Source organism: [Flexibacter] sp. ATCC 35208, assembly GCF_001975825.1.
Classification (GTDB): Bacteria; Bacteroidota; Bacteroidia; order Chitinophagales; family Chitinophagaceae; genus Chitinophaga.
Map to the genome: position 1 here is coordinate 24,966 of NZ_MTKN01000045.1, position 22,891 is coordinate 47,856.

A 22,891-nucleotide genomic window follows, 5' to 3' on the forward strand; every position below is an offset into this window, starting at 1 on the left:
TTCTTATTTTATCGGGAATAAAGAGTTCACGTATGAGATTACTTACCTCTATGATGTTGGCAATGTTTTGCAACATGAATAGTCATGCACAACAACTGAATATTATTCCTGAGCCTGTATCTATGCAAGTTCATAGTGGCACTTTGGCACTGGGGCAGGACATTAGCTGGACGACAGATGTTAAGGGTGCTTCCTTATCATTAGCGAAGGCACAGCTGGAAGCGGATTGCAGGAAGAATATAACGGGTTTGAATACAACTAATATTTCCCTGACCCTGTTGAAAAAAGAAGATAGTGGAATTGGTGCAGAGGGCTACCTGCTTGAAATTGATAAGGATGGTATTCATATTTCTGCGAATAAAGAGAATGGATTGTTTTATGGGTTACAGACAGTGCGGCAGTTGCTGGTAATGCCGGATGTGCCTTACCTGACAATCAGGGATTATCCTGTGGTAGGGTGGAGAGGCATGATGCTGGATGTATCCAGGCACTTCTTTACCAAAGCAGAAGTGATGCGGTATGTTGATGAAATAGCTGCTTACAAATTTAATGTGCTGCATTGGCACCTGACAGATGATGGTGGGTGGCGTATAGAAATAAAGAGTTATCCTAAGTTGACAGAAGTAGGTGCATGGTGTGTGGAAAAGTATGGTTATTACGGTGAGTTTTCAGCACCTGGAAAAGATGCAAAGTATAACTATGGTGGATTTTATACCCAGCAGGATATAAAAGACATTGTACAATATGCAAAGGCGCAGTATGTCGATATCCTTCCTGAAATAGATATTCCTGGTCACTCTATGGCGGCGGTAGTGGCCTATCCGGAGTTGTCAGGTACAAAGGATGCAGTGAATTACAAGGTGTATTCAGGTGAAAAGGGTTTCATGGATTGGACGGATCATGGTATAGTAGCCCGGTATGATAATACCCTCAATCCTGCCAAACCAGAGGTGTATAAGTTTTTGGATAAGGTTTTTGGAGAGGTAGCGGGTTTATTTCCTTTTGGTTATATACATGTAGGTGGTGATGAATGTGCGAAGAATTACTGGCAGAAAGATCCGAATGTGACTGCGTTGATGCAGAAGGAAAAACTGAAAAACTATGAAGAGGTGCAGGCTTATTTTGAAAAGAAAGTAGAAGCGATTGTTACATCCAAAGGTAAGAAACTGATAGGGTGGGATGAGATCCTGGAAGGCGGGGTGGCACCAAATGCTACCATTATGAGCTGGAGGGGCGAGAAGGGGGGGATAGAGGCCGTCCGTTTGAAACACCAGGTGGTGATGACCCCGAACAACTATGTATACATTGACTATGTGCAGGGAAATAAGTATATGGAATCAAAGGTGTATGAAAACCTGCGATTGAAGAAGGTGTATGCATTCAACCCGGTACCTGCTGGTGTAGATCCAGCCTATGTTTTAGGTGGGCAGGCGAATTTGTGGACAGAGCAGATCTTCGATTTCAGCAAGGTAGAATATATGACCTGGCCACGTGGATTGGCGGTGGCGGAGAGTTTGTGGAGTCCGGCATCAAAGAAAGACTGGCCGCGTTTTGTAGAGAAGGTAGAGCAGCATATGAAGTTATTAGACAGAGATACCGTTAATTATGCACCTTGTATGTATGAGCCGGATGTAACCCTGCAGTCAGGTGTGTGTACGTTTATTCCTGAAATAGATGGATTGGAAATGCATTATAGTGTGGATAATTCATTCCCGGATATAAAGTCTTTATTATACAAGGGGCCTTTTGTGCTGCCAGAAGATGCGGTAATGCTAAGGGTTGTCAGTTTTAAAAAGGGCAGGCCGGTAGGCAGGATAATTTCCATACCTGTAGCTGAACTGAAAAAGGGGTAAGGGATAATTTTAGAGGGGAGGCTACTTTAGAGGGGAAGTTATTTCTTCTTTTTTTCGGCATTTTGTTTTACACGGTAAATAACGATTTTAGTAATAAGATCCAGGGGAAGGGGTTGATCCAGGGGAAACTGGATCGACCCCTTTCCCTGTTTATAAGGCGCTAATTCCTTTTCAAACGCCCTGATGCCTGTTGGGGCAGGGTAGAACCCAATATGGTGCTTAAATGCCGCATAATGCACCAGATTGCCATTTAGTACAAAGGTAGGTATAGCATATTTTATAGTTTCTGTAGCATCAGGGGCAGCCTGTTGTATGGTTTGTCGTACCTGTTGTAGCAGGGCCTGGATGTGAGTGGGAAACGAAGAGATATATTCGGTGACAGTCATGTTGGTTATCATGTTGGTTTAAAATTTGTTTCCGCTAATTTAATGTTACCTCTTTACAAAACCGCTTTATTGAAGGGCCTGTTTCTGTTCATTTTGGCAGGCTGCTGTACCAGTGCATTTGGCCAGGTACCTGTACCGGCTGCCGATACGCTGAAGGGTGATTCTTCGCGTGTTCATTTGAATAACCCTGTAGTCGTTGAAAGGCTGGAAACGCAATTTGACTTTACCGATCTCGTCAGGGATATTTTTCATGTGCACAGGGATCCGGATAAGAAACCTTCAGGTATCATCATTGTTCCGAATATCGCATCCAATCCCAGTATTGGGTCACAGATTGGTATCAAGGCGGTAGCCGGGAGGAAGCTGGGCAATGATCCGAATACGTTATTATCGGTAGGTGCCACTTCAGCATCTATCACTACAAAGGGGATCATCTATTTCTACATCAGTCATAATATCTACACACCGGGGAATAAATGGAATTTTCAGGGGAACCTGGTAGCTGCAAAAACGGTGACACCTGATTATGGTTTGGGGATAGGGATAGATCCTGCGGGTAGTGAAACGGATAAACAGCTGGCAAATCCTGACCGTAAGGCACGGGGACTGCATGCGCAGTTTTATAACTTCAGGGAGAAGGTGTATAAGGAGGTGGTGCCGCATTTGTTTTTAGGAGCAGGGGTATCATTTGATATCAGGAGAAAACTCACAGAAACAGATACTTCAGGGAATACGCCTTATGATATTTATAGTGACAGGCATGGGTTTCACAGGGATCACTATATGGCAAACGGGTTGTTGTTCAATGTACAGTATACCACGAGGGATAATCAGAACCGGGCATATAAAGGGATGTATATAGATGCGGGTTTCAGGTTGAATCAAACCTGGCTGGCGAGTACGCGAAATGCGTTGCAGTTTACATCTGATTTTAGAAAATACTTTAGTTTGTCGCAGCGGAATCCGGAGCATGTGGTCGCGTTCTGGAACTGGGGATCTTATTTGATAGCGGGGAATATTCCTTACCTGGAATTGCCGGGTACGAGCAAGGATCCGTCGTTTAGAAGTGGGAGGGGGTATACGGTAGGGTATTTTAAGGGGACGCAGTATAACTATTCGGAGGTAGAGTATCGGTTTCCGATATTAAGGAATAAGTTCCTGAGTGGGGTGGCGTTCTTTCATATGCAGACGGCGAATGATGCATCAGGGACAAAGTTGTTTCAGGTGTGGCAGCCGGGTGGTGGTGCGGGTTTGCGGGTGTTGTTTAATAAGCTGACGAGGACGAATTTGTGCCTGGATTATGCCTGGGGTAAGTTTGGAGCGAAGGGGTTCTTTTTGGGGTTGAATGAGGCGTTTTAGTTGGAAGGGATTTGGTTTGCATGAAGCGGTTTAGAATGCCAGTCTTTTTTTCATTTCTTCTACTACATTACACATGAAATGATACTCTTTTTTTCATTTCTTCTACTACATTGTAAATGATGAGACAGGTGCTGTAATGAGTGAAAGTGGTAAATAGTCGTTTATTAAACTTTGGCAGGTGCAGTGCCGGAAATTCCCGACAGCCGGCAAAGCGGTGTTCGTAGATGGTGCAGCGGCTTTCGTGCAGGAAATGACAGGGGATGGTGTTGATGATCATCATGTCATTGCTGGAGCCGGTTTCGATATATTTTTCCTTGAGTTCGGTATTGGTGGTGTTGAGATGTGTAGCTAATACAGTGACTTCATCTTCCGTAACATTGATCATGAGGTTACGGCAGCAATTACCACAGGAGGTGCAGTCTATTTGTGGGGTGATGAGGGTATCCAGTTCCTGTACAAGTTCATCTATGTCATCTGAGTTTTGTGATTGCAGGTATGATCTGAATGCGAGATTTTCAGCTTCCTTTTCTTCCGCAGCGCGTGCGATTTCTGTGAGTGTGGTAGTCAGTTTCAAGCTGCGAAGGTAGGTGAATTTTTAAGAAAATAGAAACTGATACACAATCAAATCATCCAGGTTCTTTCATCGTTACTGTGCAGTCTGAAGTAGTACCACCACCTTTAACCTGAGAAGCAGTTTGTTTGTCCAGTTCAGCGATTTTCTTCTTGTTGAGTTTGATTTTCTTTTTCATGATTCTTTTTAGAGATTGTACCTTACTCTAATACGAATTTCAGACTTGACGCGATGGATCCAAAAGTTTATATTGATCCTACAATAGTTATAGTAATAGTTGTCCGGATATAGCTATGTTGTAGCTATAACATTTCAATTGAATTGAACCTGACAATGTATTTATAGGAAAAACCCGAGTCTGTTTAGCCTCTCCACATTAGTCAAACAAACATTTCCTGTGTTTATATAATAGATATCATCGCTGATATCACATATTTCACGTACTAAATGGTCTGTGACCAGGAACCCTTTATTCTTCTTTTCGTGACTGATTATTTCTTTTAATCGTTCTATATAAATTGGCATCAGATAAACAAACGGTTCGTCCAATATGGTGAACAGCGTATTTGAGCGAATAACCAGGAAGGCTTCTATCAGCTTGGTTTCACCACCTGATAATTGGCCTAACCTGTCCGCTGTTGAAAATTTCAGCTCTGGGAAGTATTCAAAAAAATCACTTGTCTCCATGGAGAAAAAATCAAAAGCTTCTTTTACTTTAAGCGCTTTAGGTAAAAAGGAAGATTGTGGCAGGAAGTTTATCAGACCTTTCACCTTATACAGATCATTCCGCAAGTAGGTATTATTCAGTCTTACTGATTTGTTTTCTGCATTTACAGTACCATAGATCACCTTAAATAAAGACGATTTACCTTGGCCATTTCTTCCTATCAGCGTCGTTATACGACCCGTTTGTGTTTTTATATATACATCCGAAAGTATCTGTCTCCCCATGACGCTATATGTTACACTATCAACTTCTAATATATTCATCGGGCTATTGAATTTTGTGAGGTAAGGAAAGCCAGTATGCCAAATAATAAGAAGTCTGATAGATACGTGTAAATATAAAGTTTGTTTGGATTCACGTTTAGATTGTAAAAGAAATAATATTCATTACTTCTATACGTCTTTAACAGGAAATAGAATACAAGGTTACTCAGGGCTTTCATCCATATAATAGCCCCTATTGTATTCGTTAACTGAAATCTCCAGATAACTAAACAGCATACTATTGTGAACAGCACGGAGGGCAGTATAAACCTTTTGCAAAAGATAAATAACAATTTTATCATTAAACTACTCCTGCTAGTGGTACTTTTCTTTATCATTTTACTTACCCGTCAGTTTGTGTTTTTGCAGTGTTCCATTTTCGTCGACCTTAATGGGTACCTGTCAGCATTGGTCGGATATCCGGCTCATCGCAGTTGAGATAAAGTACTTTTCCTTCAGCCTGTTCCATAATTGCCTGAAGCAAAGTGGTTTTTCCTACCTGCCTGGGTCCGGTAATGATAATGGCTTTTCCTTTGAAGAGACTGCTGATAATCTGATCATATATAGCTCTTTTAATCATTTTCGGGCTGAATTATATAGCAAATGTAGATCTCATAAACCTGAATTTGCAATAAATTCCAGGTTTATAATCCCTGAATTTAATTGAATTTCAGGTTTACAAATCACTGAAATTGGGTTTCAGTGAATGAAAGACTATTCTCGTTAGGATGGATTATTTTCTGGAATACCGCTTTTGTCCAGACCACCATCCCTTTTGGGTTGATAGAGTGGTATCATTGTATATGATAAAATTTTCATGTGGCGTATTCTCTTTGAAAAAGCTATTACGGTCATTGTATCTAGCTTAAAGCATCGGTAATAAAAATAAATAAACCTCCTCAGAAGTGCTTAAAGGACTACCTATCTCCATTAGGTATCTGAATAAAACGAGGCCGTATCTTACTTAAGAAATACAGCCTCGTTTAATTTCCTTGCGTTCCCAGGTATCATAACCTCGAACCAGATTATGCAGGATCGGGTTTATTTAGGGGGTGGTTAGACTAAATTGTGTGAATATAGTATGGTTAAAGTTCGAGGGTAGTATAAATAGATGTCAGGATTTAGTCCGGGCGTGTAAATTGGACATTACCTATCTGTACAAGCTTATTTCCATCCCCCTCCTAAACTTTTGTACAACGTTACTAATGATGTCAATTGTTGCAACCGGTCGTTTACGCCGCTTAATTGTGCAGATAAATAGGACTGTTCAGATGTTAAAACATCGGTATAGGTGACGTAACCGTTTTTAAGCAGTTCGCGGTTGTAATCTACAGATCTGAACCAGGCATCAAGTTGCAGCTTACGTGTTAAGGCTTTATCCTGAACTGCTTTGTAGTTGTATAACGCGTCAGAAACTTCGCGACCGGCATCAAGTACTGTTTGCTGAAACGTTGCCACATTCTCTTCGTATTGTGCTTTCGCAAGTTGCAACCGTTGTTTGTTCTGTCCTTTGTTAAATACAGGCTGTGTTAAACCTCCTACAACATTACCAAAAATGGTAGCGCTTTTAAACAGATCGCCAACGGTTGCCGATTGCCAACCACCCTGGGCTGTAATATTAAGAGTGGGATAAAAGTAAGCGCGGGCTACATTGATCTGCTCAAAATAGTACCTGACATTATACTCCGCCTGTTGTACATCAGGGCGGTTGCTTAGCAATTGTGCAGGCACACCGGTTTGTAATGTAGTGTCTACCTCTTGCCCATCAAGCATGTTTCTTTGAATTGTACCAGGATGTCTTCCAGTCAAAACGCACAATGCATTTTCAGTCTCGCGAATACTGTTTTGCAGATCGGGTATGGTAACCTCGGCCGCATAAAGGTTGGCCTCACTTTGTGCAACTGATGCTTCATTTACACGATTAGCTATCTTTAATGCTTTATTAGTTTCTACATCTTCTTTACGGTTATCCACAGTTTCCACAGTTATAGCCAGTTGCTTATCGTAAGCCAACAGGTTATAATAGTTGGTAGCAATGTCGGCAATCAGTTTTGTCTGAACAGACCGTTGGTAGGCATAAGTTTGTAAAAGTAATGCGAGTGAAGCCTTTTTGGCACTACTTAATTTTCCCCACAAGTCTATTTCCCAACTGGCGTTGCCTTGAACCGCGTAAACGTTTGCTGGTGTAAAACCCAGGTTCCCGCCTTGTGTAGCAGCAACTTTTTGCTTCGTGTATTGTGGTTCAACGCTTAGTGTTGGTAAAAATGCTGCTTTGGCCTGCCGCAAGTTGGCTTCGGCTTGTTTGATCCGGGCCACGGCGATTATTAAATCGTAATTATTGGCAATTCCTTCCTGTATCAAAGCCTGCAATTTGTCATCCTTAAACATCTGTCTCCAGGATAAATTTGCGATGGTAGCTGTATCTGTAGTGTATGCGGCGCGGTACAGACTATCTGTTTCAACAGCGGGGCGTATGTAGGCCTGCCTTATTTTGCATCCAGGCAATATTAGTACAGCCACTGCAATTACAGCAGCTGTACGTGTAAGATATTTTAAGTTCATGTTGTTTGATTTAATTAATGATCATTAATCTAATGCAGGAATTACCACCTCACCTGGCTTCTTTTTTCCGCTGAATTTTTCCTGTAATGTTTGAAAAATGATGTAAAGGACAGGAATAATAAATACACCGAATATTGTTCCTACTAGCATTCCGCCTACAGCACCGGTGCCAATAGAGCGATTGCCGGCAGCACCAACACCAGATGAGAACATCAGCGGCATCAGGCCCACAATAAACGCAAGTGACGTCATTAATATAGGCCGCAAACGTGCTGTGGCAGCTTCAATGGCGGCGTTTACAATTGTCATACCTTTCTCTCGCCTTGCAACTGCATACTCAACTATCAGGATAGCATTTTTAGCGAGTAAACCAATCAGCATCACTACAGATATTTGCATGTATATGTTGTTATCTATCCCCATGATCCTTGCAAAAAGGTAAGTGCCAAACAAGCCTACAGGAAGGGATAATAGAACTGCAAACGGTATAATATAACTTTCATAAAGAGCGCTCAGTAAAAAGAATACAAACACTATACAAAGTATATAGATGAAAACTGTTTGTCCGCCAGAATTTACCTCTTCACGTGATAATCCTGAGTAGTCAAAAGTATAACCGGCAGGCAGGGTTTGGGCCGCAGTTTCTCTCACAGCATTAAGTGCATCGCCGCTGCTAAACCCGGGTTTGGGACTGCCGATAACAGATATATTATTATACAGGTTGAACCTTGACAAACTTTGTGGTCCATTAACAGAAGTGAGGGTAACAAATTCGGACACAGGCGCCATGTTACCAGATGCATTTTTAACATATACATTATTGAGGCTCTGTGAATTGCTCCGGTATTTAGCATCAGCCTGTATCATAACCCGGTATTGTTTACCAAACTGGTTAAAGTTAGAAGCATATATACCACCGTAATACCCCTGCATAGTTGACATCAGATCGCTGGGTAAAATGCCGGCTTCTTTTGTTTTGGCTACGTTTATATTCATTAAATATTGAGGGTAGTTAGGATTGAACCCAGTAGCGCCGTATAAGATTTCCGGGCGTTGGTTAATTGCTCCCAGGAAGCCACCGGCTACTTTGCTGAAATTTTCAACGCTGCCCCCTGTTTTATCCTGCAATTCAATGGTAAACCCGCTAGAGTTACCGAAGCCTGGTACAGTGGGTGGTGCAAAGAAGATGATTTTTGCATCTTTTATTCCGGCAGTCATTCCAAATAACCTGCCAATCACATCATCTACTTTTACCCCCTCTCTTTTATCCCACGGCTTTAACTTAAATATGAGCAATCCAAAATTGCTACCGGTACCATTGATAATGCTTTGCCCGGTTATTTTTGCCCGGTTAGCAACTTCAGGTATATTCTTCGCCATATTGTCTACCATATTGGCAACCTGCATGGTTTTTTCAAGAGAGCTACCCGGCGGTAAGCTGATATCAGCGAAGATGGTTCCCTGATCTTCATTGGGCACAAAACCGCCTGGCGATGTTTTCATGAAGAAAACCAGGAATGCGGTAAATAGAACTACTGCAGACGGAATGATCCATTTTTTGCGGGTTAAGAAGCCTATTGACTTTTGGTATTTGCCCTTTAAGGCATCAAAACCGGTATTAAAAGCCATATAAAACCTTTGCAGCAGGTTTTTTCTGGTTCCATTATGTTCTTCATGTGGTTTCAAAAACAGGGCGCATAATGCGGGGCTTAGCGTTAAGGCATTGATCGCTGAAATTACAATTGCTGAAGCCAACGTTAAACCAAACTGTTTAAAAAATACCCCTGAGCTACCGCTGATAAAAGAAACCGGAACAAACACGGCGGCCATTACCAATGTAATTGCTACGATAGTTCCGCCCAATTCAGACATAGCATCAACAGATGCATTGTATGCTGATTTATAACCTTCATCAAGCTTGGCATGTACCGCCTCTACGATCACTATAGCATCATCTACCACAATACCGATGGCCAGGACCAAAGCAAAAAGCGTTAGCAGGTTAATTGTAAAGCCAAACAAGCTGAGACAGGCAAACGTACCGATGATAGACACCAATACCGATATACCCGGTATAAGGGTGGAGCGAAAATCCTGGAGAAAAATAAAAACAACAAGGAAAACCAAAATATAGGCTTCTATTAAAGTGTGTATTACTTTTTCTATAGATGCACCTAAAAAGTCATTCGCGTTCAACAAGGGTATATAACTAACACCTTCGGGAAAAGATGCGGAAGCTTTATCAAGTGTAGCTATGGCATCCTTAATAATGGCCTGGGCATTGGATCCTGCCGTTTGGCTTATAGCAATAACTGTTGCGGGCTGATCGTCAGTATTCATAGTAGAAGAATAGGTGAGGGAACCCAATTCCAGCCTGGCGATATCCTTTAATCGTAATAACTGTCCATCAGTTTTAGAACGCATAATAATGTTACCAAACTGCGTGGTATCGATCAACCGGCCGGTATATTTAATGGTGTACTGAAAAACCTGGTCACTGTTTTCTCCAAATTTACCGGGCGCAGCATCAAAATTTTGTTCAGCAAGCGCGTTGTTCACATCTGCAGGGGTTATGCCATAGGTTGCCATTATATCCGGCTTCAGCCAAACACGCATGGAATAGTCCTTTGTACCAAATGAAACTACACTGCCCACGCCGTTTATCCGCTTAATTTCCGGTATAAGATTGATGTTGGCATAATTGCTTAAAAATGTCTGGTCATAAGACGGATTCTTACTTTTAAGCGCAAAGATGAGCAGGTTACTACTTTGCTGCTTATCTACAGTTACTCCTGCTTTGGTTACTTCGGCAGGCAGTAAATTAGTGGCCCTTTGCACCCTGTTCTGTACGTTTACAGCGTTTATATCTGAGTTTGTACCAAGTTTAAAGTATACAGTGATGGTAGCATCACCATCATTAGTGGCGGTGGATGTCATGTAAGTCATTCCTTCTACACCATTTATCTGCTCTTCCAGTGGTATAATAACGTTTCTTTGGATTACGTCTGCGCCGGCACCAGTATAAGTAGCCGATACCTTAACTGTAGGGGGGGCGATTTCAGGGTATTGTGTAACGGGGAGCCCTAAATAAGCTAATACTCCCAGTATTACTATTATTACCGATATTACAGTAGATAAGACCGGTCTTTTTATGAATATCTTAAGCATAATATTTTAAAGTTTTGTGTGAACCATTACAGTGAATTGACCTACTTATGTTTACCTGCATCAGCATATAAGCTATCGGTATTGGTCGGTAGTGGTTTGACAGCCATTCCCGGTTTTAAGTTACCTACACCTTCTACTATCAGCTTATCACCTTTTTTCAAACCGCTTTCCACCACATATAGATTTCCAATAGGATTTTCGGATACACTTACACTGACATTTACAGTATTATCTTTATCGTTTACTGTGTAAACAAATTTTTGTCCCTGCATATCATATGTAGCATTTTGAGGAATCAACAAAGCGTTCTCCATTTTAACAGGTATTTTGATGGTCGCACTACTTCCGCTGCGTATCAGGCCAAGCTTGTTGGGGAAATTGGCCCTGAAACTTACTGATCCTGTTTCTGTACTGATTAGCCCACTGGCTGTAACGATTCTTCCTTTTTCCGGATACTCTGTGCCATCAGCAAGTATTAATGACACATCGTTCATGGTTGCCAGTTTTTCTTTAAGCGTTGCGCCTTTTACCGTTCTTGAAAATTCAAGTAGTTGTTTTTCATTTAAAGAAAAGTATACGTAAATGTTATTTGTGTTGTAAACCGTGGTAAGTGGACTTGCCGATGTGCTGCTTACCAAACTACCAACCTTATAGGGTATTGTTCCTATAACGCCGTTAGAAGGACTGGTTAAATAGGTATAACCTACATTTACTTTAGCGTTAACCAGGTCGGCCTGGGCTGATGCCAGAGAGGCTTTTTTGGAATTTAAGGCATATTGTTTTGATTTTAACTCGTAATCGCTGATGATCTTTCTTTCCACCAGGGGCTTTACCTTTTCTACATCCATTTCTGCAGTCTGAACGTCTGCCTCTGCTATCTTAACAGCAGCAATAGCGCTTCTTACAGCGGCTTCGTATTGTGGATTCCGTAATTCAAAGAGTGGCTCACCTTTATGTACGGTTGCACCTTCGTCTACAAATATGTTTTGAATAAAACCATCAACTTTAGGGCGTATTTCAACATTCTGTTCACCTTGTATAGTAGCAGGATAGCTGTAAAACATGGTAGCATCTCCTGAGTATACTGCTGCGGATTTATAAGGGGGAGGTCCTGCGGGGCCACCTGCTCCGGGTCCTGCTGCTCCATGTCCTGCGGCTGCAGGTTTACTCCCGCATGAAGCTAATACTAACAAGGTTGCCGACAATTGAATGATTAGTAGTACCTGGTTTATTTTTATTGGCATTTTCATACTTATATGCATTAATTGATGTGATTGTTTACAGCGTATTTTTTTATTGATGGCACAAAGTTGAGTGTTAGACCATCATTAAAAAATGTCTGTAAGGAGTGAAAGCATGTGTATATATCGCATTTAACTATTTGCCTGCATTTGAATGAGCCATTTAGACATATTGTTACCACATACAGACATGGATACATCCCTTTTTAATACCAATATTTGTATTGTTTTCACAAGCAGTTAATCTTTATAAGATGTCATTGAAAAATAAAGTCGCGATTTTAGCGGGTAGTACTGGTGTAATAGCGATCAACATTGTAAAAATGTTATTGAAAGAAAATGCCATTATTATAGTACTCGCGCAAAGCGCCAAGGATCTGTTATGGATCAAACAAATGGAGACAATTTCGAACGGGGGTTCAATCATCACTATGCTGGTTGATTATCCTGATTATTATAAGGCGGAACAATTGGCGGATGATATTATTGAACGTTTTGGTCAAATAGATTTGAGTATTGCCTGTTTTGAAAGTGCTACACTCAATAAGCCTCTTAATGAGGTAGAAATTACGGAATGGGAGCGTACTATTGAACAAAACATAACAGCTTTTTTTGTTGCTGCAAGGCTATCCATCATGGGTATAAAAAAATCCCGGCAAGGTATGTTCATCAGTATCGATTTTACGGACCATACTTTAAAAAGGAAGCTGGCTAAACTTACCCGCTTATCACTATGCATGCAAAAAGAAATGGCAAAAATGTTCTTCGAAGAAATAAAGGACACAAATATGGAATATTATCATTTATATGTAGATCCTAAGAAGAAGAACAAGGCTAAAAATAATTATATCCATCCGGATGAGTTGGGAGCATTAATACTGGATTTGTATGACGGCAATACAAAAGACAAAGGAACGCTGTTTCAATGGATGCAGAATAATCATTAATCAATAGTTAAATATGGAACACACTCATAAGAAGGTGGTAATAATAGGCGGTGGTTTTGCAGGGTTAAACCTGGCTAAAAATCTGGTAAAAACCCCTGGTTATCATATTACATTGATTGACAGGAATAATTATAACTTTTTTCAACCGTTGTTATACCAGGTAGCTACGGGCTTTTTAGAGGTTTCCAGTATAAGCTATCCTTACCGGAAATTGTTGCAGGGTAAAAAGAACATTCACTTCTGTTTAGGCCGGCTGGTTGAAATTTTACCTGTAGAGAATAAGGTATTGCTGGATGTAGGGGAGATGGAATATGATTACCTGGTTTTGGCTACTGGTACTAAGAGCAATTATTTAAATCTGAAAAACATTGAAGCAAATGCATTACCCATGAAGACATTAGATGACGCTATAAATATGCGTAATTATTTGCTTCAGCAAATTGAAACAGCTTCCAGGGTAACGGATATTGCTGCAAAGAAAAAGTTAACTACTATTGTTATTGTAGGGGGCGGTCCAACAGGAATAGAAATAGCTGGTATGCTTGCTGAAATGACAAAAAGTATTTTGCCTAAAGATTACCCTGAATTGAATGATCATGCAGGCGGTATCTATTTAGTAGATAGTCATCACTCCTTACTATCTTCAATGAGTGAGCGTTCACAAGCCTATACTTATAATAAATTACAGGATATGGGGGTGAGGATTATGCTAGGTGCACGCGTAATGGATTATGTAGATGATATGTTAATGTTATCTACGGGTGAAATTATTCCAGCTAAAATTTTAATATGGGCAGCAGGTGTTACAGGCGAGGTATTTCCAGGTATTCCCCAAAGTTCCTATGGCAATGGAAACCGTTTAAGAGTGGATGCGCACAATACTGTAAATGCTTTTTCAAACATTTTTGCTATTGGTGATATCGCTTTGCAAACCAGTGATCCGAACTATAGCAATGGTCACCCCCAGGTAGCGCAGGTAGCAATACAACAAGGTAAAAGTCTCGCTTATAATTTAATGGCAATTAATAGTAATAAGCCCCTTAAACCATTTACCTATTTTGACAAGGGATCAATGGCTATTATTGGAAGTAAAAAAGCGGTGGCAGATATGCCAAAGCAGAGAATACATTTTAATGGATTTATAGCCTGGGTGATGTGGTTGTTTATACATTTAACCTATTTAACCAATCATCGTAACCGTGTTAAAACTTTTTATAACTGGATGCTGGCCTATTTTACAAAAGACCAGGTATTACGTATGATCATCAGGCCATCTTCAAGAGCATAGGTTATTATTATCGCTTTAGTAGTAATTAATTTATTGAGATATACTTAATTTGTATCATGTTTCATAAACAGGGTTAAGGAATATAGAATCTGGTTTAATTTAATTAATTTGGTCTTTCACTCATGTCAATTGTCATGTTAAGTTTATGAAAACCAATAATATTTCCTCCATTCATAATTATACGATAAATGAAGTCAGTACTGACATTGGGCATAAGTGCCCGGCTAAAGATTTTCTCACTTTCAGGAGTGATGAAGTAAAACCTAAAGAGGAGATATTAGGGAACCCTATACGTTCAGATCATTTTTCAATTGCGTTGGTTATTGAGGGGGAAATAGATGTTCAAATCAACCTGGTTAATTACTGTGTAAAAAAGAACAGCCTTGTCGTCATTCCTTTTAATACTATACACCAGATTCAAAATCATGATGATAAATCCATAGTAATAGTTGTTTGCTTTTCACATGATTTTATTGGACAGTCCCGGGTTAGCGAAAAGCATCTATCATCCTATGGTTTCTTCTCTCCACAAAATAATCCTTATTTAATATTGGACGATGAGGATGCTGACGCATTGCATGGAGTTATAAAAATGTTGCATAAAGCGAATGATCCGGCATATGAGCATCCGTTTAAGGCGGAGATAGTTCAACATGGGTTTAATATTTTTATTTATGAAGTAGCTGCTTTATTTAAAAAGTACCGACCTAATGAAGAAGTGAAATTAACCAGGAAAGAAGAGATATTAACATCTTTTTTAAAGCTGCTTTTTCAACACTTCAGGGAAGAGCGCGGGGTTCAATTCTACGCAGATGCGCTCTATATAACACCTAAGCACCTCACTAAAATGGTAAAAGAAGTTACTAATAAGACTTGTGGTGAAATGATTGATGAAATTGTGATTTTAGAAGCAAAAATAATGCTGAATGATCTTGGTCTCTCAGTGGCCACGGTGGCGGCGCAGCTGCAGTTTAGTGATCAGTTTTTCTTTAGTAAATTTTTTAAAAAGCATACAGGTATTGCTCCTAGTAAGTATAAAGGAGCGGTTAAATAGGGTTTATAGAGATGTGCAGCGGTATAGGCTAAAAGGGGAATTTGTTAAAAGATATCATCATTCGGGCCAGGAGGTTCGCACCTCGCACCAATTTATGGCGGATTTATATAACATTAATATTCTCAGTGGTAAAATTTACTGTTAAGCATATTATTAACAGTATAATATCTAAAAGTAATATTTTCAAAGAGTTAAAGCAATTACTGCCTAAAGATTAATTTTCCATATTTGATTTTAATTATATCGGGCCATAAGTGCCATCATTTGATAATGATGGCCCGTATTGTTTTTATATCCGGCCATAACTGTGTAACTTTATATAGTTATGGCCCGATATAAAATATTCGCTGGTTAGGACAAGTAATCTATCAATTTGATACTAAATTTTATTTTCAATCGACTTTTACTAATCTTATTAAAAATCTTAACCACAAGATCAAAAAAAATATACCCCAAACCCCGACATTATTATTTGCACACTTAATCCCTGAAAAACACAAAACTTATAATAATACTTAAAAGAGACACTTAGGATAAATTCAGCTTCTATTTTACAAATATTGTAAAATCTTCGACATCCAATCTTACCTTCGCGGCATTTACATAGGGATCTTTTTCAGTATCTCTGTACCCCACAGCTAATAATACAACGCTTTTTAATCCCTTTTTCTTTAGTTCAAGGATTTCATCAAATTTTGCTGGATTAAACCCTTCCATTGGCGTAGTATCTATGCGCAATTCCGCTGCTACAGCCAAACCAGTACCCAAACCAATATATGCCTGTTTGGTAGCCCATACAAAATTCTCTTCTTTAGATCTCCCGGTAATGTGCGCCGTCAAAATTTCCCTGAAACCTGATAAAGATTCAATCGGAAGTCCTCTGGTATCAGCCATGCGTTGCATGTATTCGTCAATGTCAGATGTAGAAAGCTCTTCCTTTGCCGCAAATACAAGTAAATGTGAAGCTTCCGTTATTTGAGGATTAAATTCGCCCTTACCTAGTTGCGCACGTATTTCCTCATTTTCAACTACAATGACACGATACGGTTGCAAGCCAGCTGAAGATGCTGAAAGGTTAATAGCATCTAAAATTGTTTGCAGATCAACATTGTTAACTTTTTTATTGCTAAATTTCTTAACAGCATAACGCCATTTTAAAGATGTAATTAAACTCATCTTTTTATTTTGAATGTTTTAAAAACAGGTATTATTTAATAAAAAATTTATCTGCAACCAGGAACTAATCTTAAAGACCAAATACTTCGATAAGGCCATCCTTCAGTCCAACAGGTTTCCTGCCCAGCAAGTTTTCCAGATCATTAGTTACAATTTCAAACTGCCTGTTCTTTATATCAAGATTAAAACCGGTTACTACAAAGACGAAAAACTCATCCACTCCGGCACTTTTCAATTGTTCTGCAAATAGAGCAGGATCTGCTGATGTATAGCTAATAGATTTCCCGGTAAGCTTTGCTAACTCATCTGCAACTTCCGCATATCCATACAATTCACTGCCTGTTATATCATATATTTTATTCTCATGACCCTCCTGCAATAACACATTTGCAGCTGCTTCACCCATTTCCCGTCTTAACGCAAAAGGCACCTTACCATTTCCTGCCGGAAGGAAAAAGCCACTCTCAGACAATTTTTCACCACCAAAAAGAGGAATGGCCTCCATATAAAGTGTGTTTCTAAGGAAAGTGTATGTTAATCCGGTATCACGGATATAATCCTCTGTTTTAAAATGCGCATCCAGTCCTGCTGTAGCTGATGTCTCTATATTTTTGCACGATACGCCAGGATAAACAATGTGCTTTACACCATTTTTTACAGCAGCATCAATCACTTTTTTGTGTTGCTCCAGGCGATGAGGTGCGATAGTAGGAATTAATAAAACTTTGCTGATACCTTTCATCGCCTGTTCCAATGATTCCTCATCATCGAAGTCCCCTATGCGAACATTCACACCTTTATCAATATAACGTTGTGCTTTATTTCCATCTCTTGCCAAAACTGCCAATTCATCAGGTGCGATTGTTTTCAATAGCTGTGCTACTGCAGCTCCACCTAACTGGCCAGTTGCTCCTGTAACTAATATCATTTTCTGTTGTTTTAAAGTATTAAAATATGATGCATATATTCTTCTAGTAGGCCGCCGTAAATCTTACCTGGTGATGTTTCGGATGTTCAATCTCATCAGCTATCACCACTGCAAGATCTTCGCCTGACAGGACATTTTTACCATTTTCATCTGTTACAGGATAGTCTGTACCCAGCCTGTATCGACCTGTTCTGCCAGTAGTAATACCCTGGTGCATTTCCAATGCCGGACTGAAAAACGCCCAATCAAGATCAGTTTCCTGTTTAATAATTTCCAGATAATCTTTAGCAGCTTTTGCGCCGGCATAAAATGGATGATCATTCGAAACAGTATCTATGACCTGAGGACCACCTGGTGAAACATACAAGCTTCCTGCGCCTCCAATGGCAATCAAACGTTTTACGCCTGAAAGTTTTACGGCCGCCTGAATAGCCTGAGCACCTTTTAGAAATTGATCATAGATCTCCGGGTTATTCCATCCCGGGTTAAATGCATTGACGACAACATCACAACCCTTTATTGTTTCAGCAAGTCCGGCAACATTCATCACGTCCATACTGATATAATTAATAAGAGGAGTGTCTGTTATTGAGCCCTTTCTTGATATACCTAATACTTTGATATTCCTATTTGCTAATTCTTTGGAGATATGGTGACCAGTAAAGCCGGTAGCACCAATTACAGCAACTTTCATTGTAAATAGATCAGTTTAATTATTATGGTCTTCTAATACCATTTGTTTCGGCGATATTGCCAAATTTTCCATTCTTAAAATCTTCGTATGCTTGTCTTAGTTCCTGCTCGTTGTTCAATACAAAAGGGCCATTCGCAACAAAAGGTTCATTATTGACTTCTCCGCCCAGCACTAGAAAGTTTGCATCCTTCTTCGCCCTGATCTTAATAAAATCGCCATCCCGCTCAAAAAGCGCTGCGTCGCCGGCATTTACCTCCTGATGATCGTTTACTTTCAACTTCCCGGTCAACAGGTATATAAATACATTTTGGGTCGGATCAACAGGGAGATCCAGGTAAGTATTTTCTTTTAAAGAAATATGCCAGTAAATGACCGGCATTAAAAGTTTGATAGGGGATTTAACCCCGTATACTTCCCCCAGTATGACTCTAATGGTGACATTTTCTGAAATAACCAGTTCGATATCATCTTTCTTCAGGTAACTGGCGGAAGGATTCGATTTTTTCAAGTGGGATGGTATGTTCAACCAGCACTGTATACCTTGAAAAACACCGCCATTTTTATATAAATCATCCCCGGTCTCCTCCATATGCAAAGCACCCCTGCCAGAAGTAAACTGAATAAAATCACCCTCATAATATTGGAAATCATTGCCCATACTATCACGATGATGAGCGTTACCTTTCAAAAGGTAAGTTGTGGGAATGATACCCGCATGTGGATGCGCATCTACCCGGAATTGAGCTCCTTTGGGCAGTTGCATAGGGCCAAATTCATCGATCAGGAAAAATGGGGAAACATGGTTTTGATCATTCCCTTGAATAACATTTTTCAATGTCATCTTACCCATATTTGAACCGGATGATTTGATGACTTTATACAAGCTGCGTGGTACCTTCTTTTGTGTGGACATTGCTACCGACATTAAATCTGTTGCTAATATGCCTGTTGCCATAGTAAATGATTTTTTAAGGTATTGTCTCCTGTTCATATGTGGCGATAGTTTTATAATCCGTAGAAACGGCACAAGACATGCTGGTGAATAAGGGCTGAAATTATTAATCAGGCATTTCTCAGTTTATGAAAATAAATGTTGGATATCACCAAAAATACCAGTGGGACCATGGGGACAAAGCCTAATCCGGGTCCGTCTACTATGCTGTGCGCAATGATGCCGGAAATAAAGGTGATACCAAACCCTACATATGCCCATTCTTTAATGCGGGAAGGGATAAATGGAAGCAGTAGTATAAGCATACCGATAATCTTCGCAATACCCAGTTCTATCCTGAAGTAATCGGGAAAGCCCAGATGCCTGTATCCTTCAATAAATTTGGGACTTGTGAAGTACATAAATGCTGATGAAGCGCCTGTTAACATGGCAAGTAAGGTGGTGATCCAGTAGATAACTTTTGTTTTTTTCACATTGACTGATTTAATTAGGATCAAAATTATTTTATATTTGCTATACTTTTTATACCGATATACTTTAGTATAGTGAGATTTTTATTATATGGAAATGGAAATAGATATTGACCTGAATGTCATTAAAGAATGTCCGCATTCATTTGTGGTAGCAGTGAATGATGCCATGAACGTGTTGACGGGTAAGTGGAAATTGCCTATCATGGCTACGTTGGTTTTTGGTAAGAAGAGATTCAAGGAGATTGAACGTGAAATTCCAAAAATCACTCCCAGGATGTTATCTAAAGAACTCCGGGATCTTGAATTGAATGGAATTGTACAAAGGATGGTTCATGATTCGATTCCGGTTGTAATTGAATATGAGTTCACTTCATCGGGGAGATCCATTAAATATGTGCTGGACGCAATGGTTGAATGGGGGATGCAACATAGAAAAGAGGTAATGAAGCGGAAAATAGACTAATTATTCTCATCCTGGTAAATATTAAATAAATTTCAGGAGGGGCGAGCTTTAATCATTTGAAACCAGCAATGTAAACATGCTCACCAATGTTGGTTTATAAATAAACACCTGCGCATTTTCCTGCCAAAGCAGTTGGCGATGTTACCGTATGACAATGAAAAGAAGAAAATAAATTCCCTGGAACAAACAGGTTATCAGTCACACCGGCTTACATTGATGCGGAGCATGTTAGATACCCTTAATACTTATAACCGGCAACAGCATACCAGCCAGGTTTTCGTGAAGCGATGACACAATATATCCGTTATTGGGCAGCTGAAGGCCTGTTGAGATATGGCTGGCTGCATATTCCAGGTAAATGGGAGCCGCTTTCGGGGGAATATCTGGAGTTCCTGCAACAAATTTCCCTTAATAAGCCACAAGATATAAGTTCCCATTTGGGAACCAGGGATATTGCTGCATTACCTGAGTTGAGAAAGGTAATTAATGGGATGTTTCAGAAAAGGCAGGTATCCAAAGTAAGCCACGTGTTGGTCTATACTCTCGGCCGTTTTTCCCGAACAGGTGGTGGAGCGATTAAACTCGCGGAAGAGCTAAGAGATAAATACGGTATTAACGTATTTGCCGTTACGCAACCAGCAGATACATCTAATCCCAGTGGAGTATTACGGGTGGTCCAATGACCTCCGTTTTAGACACTATGTAACAGTGCATTCAGTAGATCTGATCTGTTAGTACTAATATAGCAATCCTTATTAGAGATTTTAATAATAATGTAATATCTCTATAAATTAATCCTGTAATACCCAATTTATTGCTCTAACTTTAGCAAGGTTGCATTTGCCCCCTTCTGATTTATTTTGGGTTTCTTTTTCTTCCTAAGTTGCTGTTTTTTAGCAGTATTTATGTTTAATTAAAATTATAATTGTGAATATTTTTGTAGGTAATATAAGTGACAGAACAACTGAAGATGAAATATGGTCTTTATTTGACCCATTTGGAGTTGTATATACTATTAATGTGGCTTATGATAAGTACAGTGGCCGTTCCAAAGGCTTTGCATTCGTTGAAATGCCAGACGATTCCAATGCAGTACAGGCAATTAAGGAATTGAATAATTCAGTAGTTGCTGGCCAGACAATAGTAGTGTATGAGGCTCGTCCAAGACCTGAAAGACCAGAAGATAATCGTTTCTCCAGATCCGGTCCAAGACCTGGATTTAGATCCAGATACTAATAGTTGGATGTTTTAAAACGTCGATTACCTTTATCTGTTAAGAGAGCAGAAGAGCAAAGCCGCAGAATACGTTAAGTAGTTTGTGGCTTTGCTTTTACCTTTCCATGTACCAAATAGTAGTAACCCAAGCTGAACTTCCCACTTAATTTTCTAATCATACCCTCAATAAACCTCCAGGATGGGAGAACTTTCGAACTTGTTCGCAGAGGATCTATCTAGAATTCATACGTTTATAAGTAAAAATAATTGCCAAACATGCTATTATTAATGATTATATCTTTAGTTATTATGTTTTCTTAGATAAAAAACTATTATAGGCAATTCACAAATCTCAAGAAATTTTTCACTCATCTTTAACAATTATACCCTAAAAGGTATAAATCGATTAATATTCAGTTTTTTATACCTTTTAAGGTATAAAATGACTCTTTTGGCCCAAAAAATTAAAGCTAAGCGTAAAGAAAACGGATTAACATAAGAAGAGCGATCCTTAAAATCTGGATTGGGATTACGGCTCATCCGGGAAATTGAACAGGGTAAAACATCCATGCGTATGGATAAGGTGAATCAATTACTCAATTTATTTGGGATGGAACTTATACCAGCAACTAAAACAGCATATCATGAGTAAGACTGCAAGAGTATATTATAATAACATACTTGCTGGTTCACTAATAGAATATGATGGCGGCTATAAGCTTTTATACCATGAAGATTATTTGGTTGATGAATCGGCTGAACCAATAAGTTTAACCTTACCATTACAAAAAGAGGTTTATCACAGTTTTACATTGTTTGCTTTCATTCCTACGGCTATGCCAAGGAAATGTGCGGTCATTGGTAATGATCTTTACCTTGTAGGTTGTTCAGACAGGATATTTGGTAAGACAAAGATCGCGGTTGGAAAGATATCAGTGAAGTAAAAATTAAATAGGCCCATGCTTTGGTGTGGACCTTTATTAAGCGAAATTTTTAATCTTTTTATTTTGAATTGTGCCCCTACATATTTTTTTCTTCATACAGTACAATTTGCCCTATCATCCCGTTTGGGAGGGTAAGGCGGCACTGTTTAAATATCTAAAATTCACAATTTGACGCGGAATCAAAAGGATAGGTGTTAAATTTTTAACGAAGCACTGGCACAGTTTGCAGCGAAAGATTTGGCTTGTACACGCGAAATAAATGGCACAGTTTCCGCGAAGTATCCATTATGTAACTTGAATAACTTTAAACTTATCAATGTTAATAATAAATCATTGAAAATCATTACACTTTTTATGTAACTGTTATGTAACTACAAAAAAAGCTGGGAAACTAGAGCATTGGGTTTACTAGAACGTACATTGAATCCAGTGCCTACTGAAATAAATGAACTTGATTGGAAATCCACTTTGTCGGATAAAAGCGATCGTCTAGCTCAACATTTGTCTGCATTTTCTAATTTGCCTGGTGGAGTTTTTTTAATTTTTGGTGTCTACGATGATGGTTCAATCAAATCAGTTGATCCGATGAGATAAATAGTACTGTACAAAAGCCAGGTATATTGCGAG

23 protein-coding genes are annotated in these 22,891 nt (G+C 39.5%); 10 read left to right on the forward strand and 13 right to left on the reverse strand.

Annotated features, from left to right (window positions below; genetic code table 11):
* The first annotated feature begins 32 nt into the window (after window positions 1-32).
* Window positions 33-1,853 carry a beta-N-acetylhexosaminidase gene (locus tag BW716_RS24185; RefSeq protein ID WP_083726881.1) on the forward strand — a complete coding sequence of 607 codons (1,821 nt, stop codon included), beginning with the start codon at window positions 33-35 and terminating at the stop codon, window positions 1,851-1,853.
* A 38-nt stretch (window positions 1,854-1,891) separates the two neighbouring features.
* Here the strand turns inward: BW716_RS24185 and BW716_RS24190 are convergent, their stop codons facing one another.
* Window positions 1,892-2,251, reverse strand: a complete 360-nt coding sequence (locus tag BW716_RS24190) for an iron chaperone (RefSeq protein WP_083726883.1) — start codon at window positions 2,249-2,251, stop codon at window positions 1,892-1,894.
* Window positions 2,252-2,308: 57 nt separating this feature from the next.
* On the opposite strand from BW716_RS24190, the gene BW716_RS24195 reads away from it, so the two are divergent.
* Window positions 2,309-3,598, forward strand: a complete 1,290-nt coding sequence (locus tag BW716_RS24195; RefSeq protein ID WP_083726947.1) for a hypothetical protein — start codon at window positions 2,309-2,311, stop codon at window positions 3,596-3,598.
* A gap of 67 nt (window positions 3,599-3,665) precedes the next feature.
* Here the strand turns inward: BW716_RS24195 and BW716_RS24200 are convergent, their stop codons facing one another.
* The 7 genes from BW716_RS24200 to BW716_RS24225 form a co-directional block, all read right to left on the reverse strand.
* The gene (locus BW716_RS24200; protein WP_083726885.1) at window positions 3,666-4,172 is read right to left on the reverse strand and encodes a YkgJ family cysteine cluster protein; all 507 of its coding nucleotides are present in this window, start codon (window positions 4,170-4,172) and stop codon (window positions 3,666-3,668) included.
* Window positions 4,173-4,224: 52 nt separating this feature from the next.
* On the reverse strand, window positions 4,225-4,347 hold the full coding sequence (locus tag BW716_RS37725; RefSeq protein WP_220388825.1) for a class I lanthipeptide: 123 nt from the start codon (window positions 4,345-4,347) through the stop codon (window positions 4,225-4,227).
* A gap of 161 nt (window positions 4,348-4,508) precedes the next feature.
* Window positions 4,509-5,159, reverse strand: coding sequence for an ATP-binding cassette domain-containing protein (locus BW716_RS24205; protein WP_083726887.1), 651 nt, complete (start codon window positions 5,157-5,159; stop codon window positions 4,509-4,511).
* Window positions 5,160-5,547: 388 nt separating this feature from the next.
* Window positions 5,548-5,739 carry an AAA family ATPase gene (locus tag BW716_RS24210; RefSeq protein WP_083726889.1) on the reverse strand — a complete coding sequence of 64 codons (192 nt, stop codon included), beginning with the start codon at window positions 5,737-5,739 and terminating at the stop codon, window positions 5,548-5,550.
* A 584-nt stretch (window positions 5,740-6,323) separates the two neighbouring features.
* Window positions 6,324-7,721, reverse strand: a complete 1,398-nt coding sequence (locus BW716_RS24215) for an efflux transporter outer membrane subunit (protein ID WP_083726891.1) — start codon at window positions 7,719-7,721, stop codon at window positions 6,324-6,326.
* A 24-nt stretch (window positions 7,722-7,745) separates the two neighbouring features.
* Window positions 7,746-10,889 carry an efflux RND transporter permease subunit gene (locus BW716_RS24220; protein ID WP_083726893.1) on the reverse strand — a complete coding sequence of 1,048 codons (3,144 nt, stop codon included), beginning with the start codon at window positions 10,887-10,889 and terminating at the stop codon, window positions 7,746-7,748.
* A gap of 41 nt (window positions 10,890-10,930) precedes the next feature.
* Complete coding sequence (locus tag BW716_RS24225; RefSeq protein ID WP_083726949.1) at window positions 10,931-12,133, reverse strand: efflux RND transporter periplasmic adaptor subunit; 1,203 nt, start codon at window positions 12,131-12,133, stop codon at window positions 10,931-10,933.
* Window positions 12,134-12,384: 251 nt separating this feature from the next.
* On the opposite strand from BW716_RS24225, the gene BW716_RS24230 reads away from it, so the two are divergent.
* The 3 genes from BW716_RS24230 (at window position 12,385) to BW716_RS24240 (ending at window position 15,419) form a co-directional block, all read left to right on the forward strand.
* Window positions 12,385-13,077, forward strand: coding sequence for an SDR family NAD(P)-dependent oxidoreductase (locus BW716_RS24230; protein ID WP_083726895.1), 693 nt, complete (start codon window positions 12,385-12,387; stop codon window positions 13,075-13,077).
* A 13-nt stretch (window positions 13,078-13,090) separates the two neighbouring features.
* Window positions 13,091-14,365, forward strand: a complete 1,275-nt coding sequence (locus tag BW716_RS24235) for an NAD(P)/FAD-dependent oxidoreductase (RefSeq protein WP_083726897.1) — start codon at window positions 13,091-13,093, stop codon at window positions 14,363-14,365.
* Window positions 14,366-14,510: 145 nt separating this feature from the next.
* Window positions 14,511-15,419 (forward strand): helix-turn-helix domain-containing protein, encoded by a 909-nt coding sequence (locus tag BW716_RS24240; RefSeq protein WP_083726899.1) that lies wholly within the window; start codon window positions 14,511-14,513, stop codon window positions 15,417-15,419.
* A 546-nt stretch (window positions 15,420-15,965) separates the two neighbouring features.
* Here the strand turns inward: BW716_RS24240 and BW716_RS24245 are convergent.
* The 5 genes from BW716_RS24245 to BW716_RS24265 form a co-directional block, all read right to left on the reverse strand.
* On the reverse strand, window positions 15,966-16,595 hold the full coding sequence (locus tag BW716_RS24245; RefSeq protein WP_083726901.1) for an NAD(P)H-dependent oxidoreductase: 630 nt from the start codon (window positions 16,593-16,595) through the stop codon (window positions 15,966-15,968).
* Between the two features lie 70 nt (window positions 16,596-16,665).
* Entirely contained in the window at window positions 16,666-17,523 is an 858-nt protein-coding gene (locus BW716_RS24250; RefSeq protein WP_083726903.1) for an SDR family oxidoreductase, read from the reverse strand.
* A gap of 43 nt (window positions 17,524-17,566) precedes the next feature.
* The gene (locus BW716_RS24255) at window positions 17,567-18,217 is read right to left on the reverse strand and encodes an NAD(P)-dependent oxidoreductase (RefSeq protein WP_083726905.1); all 651 of its coding nucleotides are present in this window, start codon (window positions 18,215-18,217) and stop codon (window positions 17,567-17,569) included.
* Window positions 18,218-18,239: 22 nt separating this feature from the next.
* The gene (locus BW716_RS24260; RefSeq protein ID WP_179091250.1) at window positions 18,240-19,172 is read right to left on the reverse strand and encodes a pirin family protein; all 933 of its coding nucleotides are present in this window, start codon (window positions 19,170-19,172) and stop codon (window positions 18,240-18,242) included.
* Window positions 19,173-19,279: 107 nt separating this feature from the next.
* Window positions 19,280-19,642, reverse strand: a complete 363-nt coding sequence (locus tag BW716_RS24265) for a DoxX family protein (protein ID WP_083726909.1) — start codon at window positions 19,640-19,642, stop codon at window positions 19,280-19,282.
* A 94-nt stretch (window positions 19,643-19,736) separates the two neighbouring features.
* Between BW716_RS24265 and BW716_RS24270 the strand changes: the two genes are divergently transcribed.
* The 5 genes from BW716_RS24270 (at window position 19,737) to BW716_RS39055 (ending at window position 22,858) form a co-directional block, all read left to right on the forward strand.
* A complete protein-coding gene (locus tag BW716_RS24270; protein ID WP_083726951.1) occupies window positions 19,737-20,105 on the forward strand; it encodes a helix-turn-helix domain-containing protein in 369 nt (122 codons plus the stop codon).
* A gap of 287 nt (window positions 20,106-20,392) precedes the next feature.
* Window positions 20,393-20,788: a recombinase family protein gene (locus BW716_RS24275; protein ID WP_083726911.1), complete on the forward strand. Its 396-nt coding sequence runs from the start codon at window positions 20,393-20,395 to the stop codon at window positions 20,786-20,788.
* Between the two features lie 244 nt (window positions 20,789-21,032).
* Window positions 21,033-21,341: an RNA-binding protein gene (locus BW716_RS24280; RefSeq protein ID WP_083726913.1), complete on the forward strand. Its 309-nt coding sequence runs from the start codon at window positions 21,033-21,035 to the stop codon at window positions 21,339-21,341.
* Between the two features lie 623 nt (window positions 21,342-21,964).
* Window positions 21,965-22,264, forward strand: a complete 300-nt coding sequence (locus tag BW716_RS24290) for a HipA N-terminal domain-containing protein (RefSeq protein ID WP_083726915.1) — start codon at window positions 21,965-21,967, stop codon at window positions 22,262-22,264.
* Window positions 22,265-22,693: 429 nt separating this feature from the next.
* Window positions 22,694-22,858 (forward strand): ATP-binding protein, encoded by a 165-nt coding sequence (locus BW716_RS39055; RefSeq protein WP_368677838.1) that lies wholly within the window; start codon window positions 22,694-22,696, stop codon window positions 22,856-22,858.
* The last annotated feature ends 33 nt before the right edge of the window (window positions 22,859-22,891 follow it).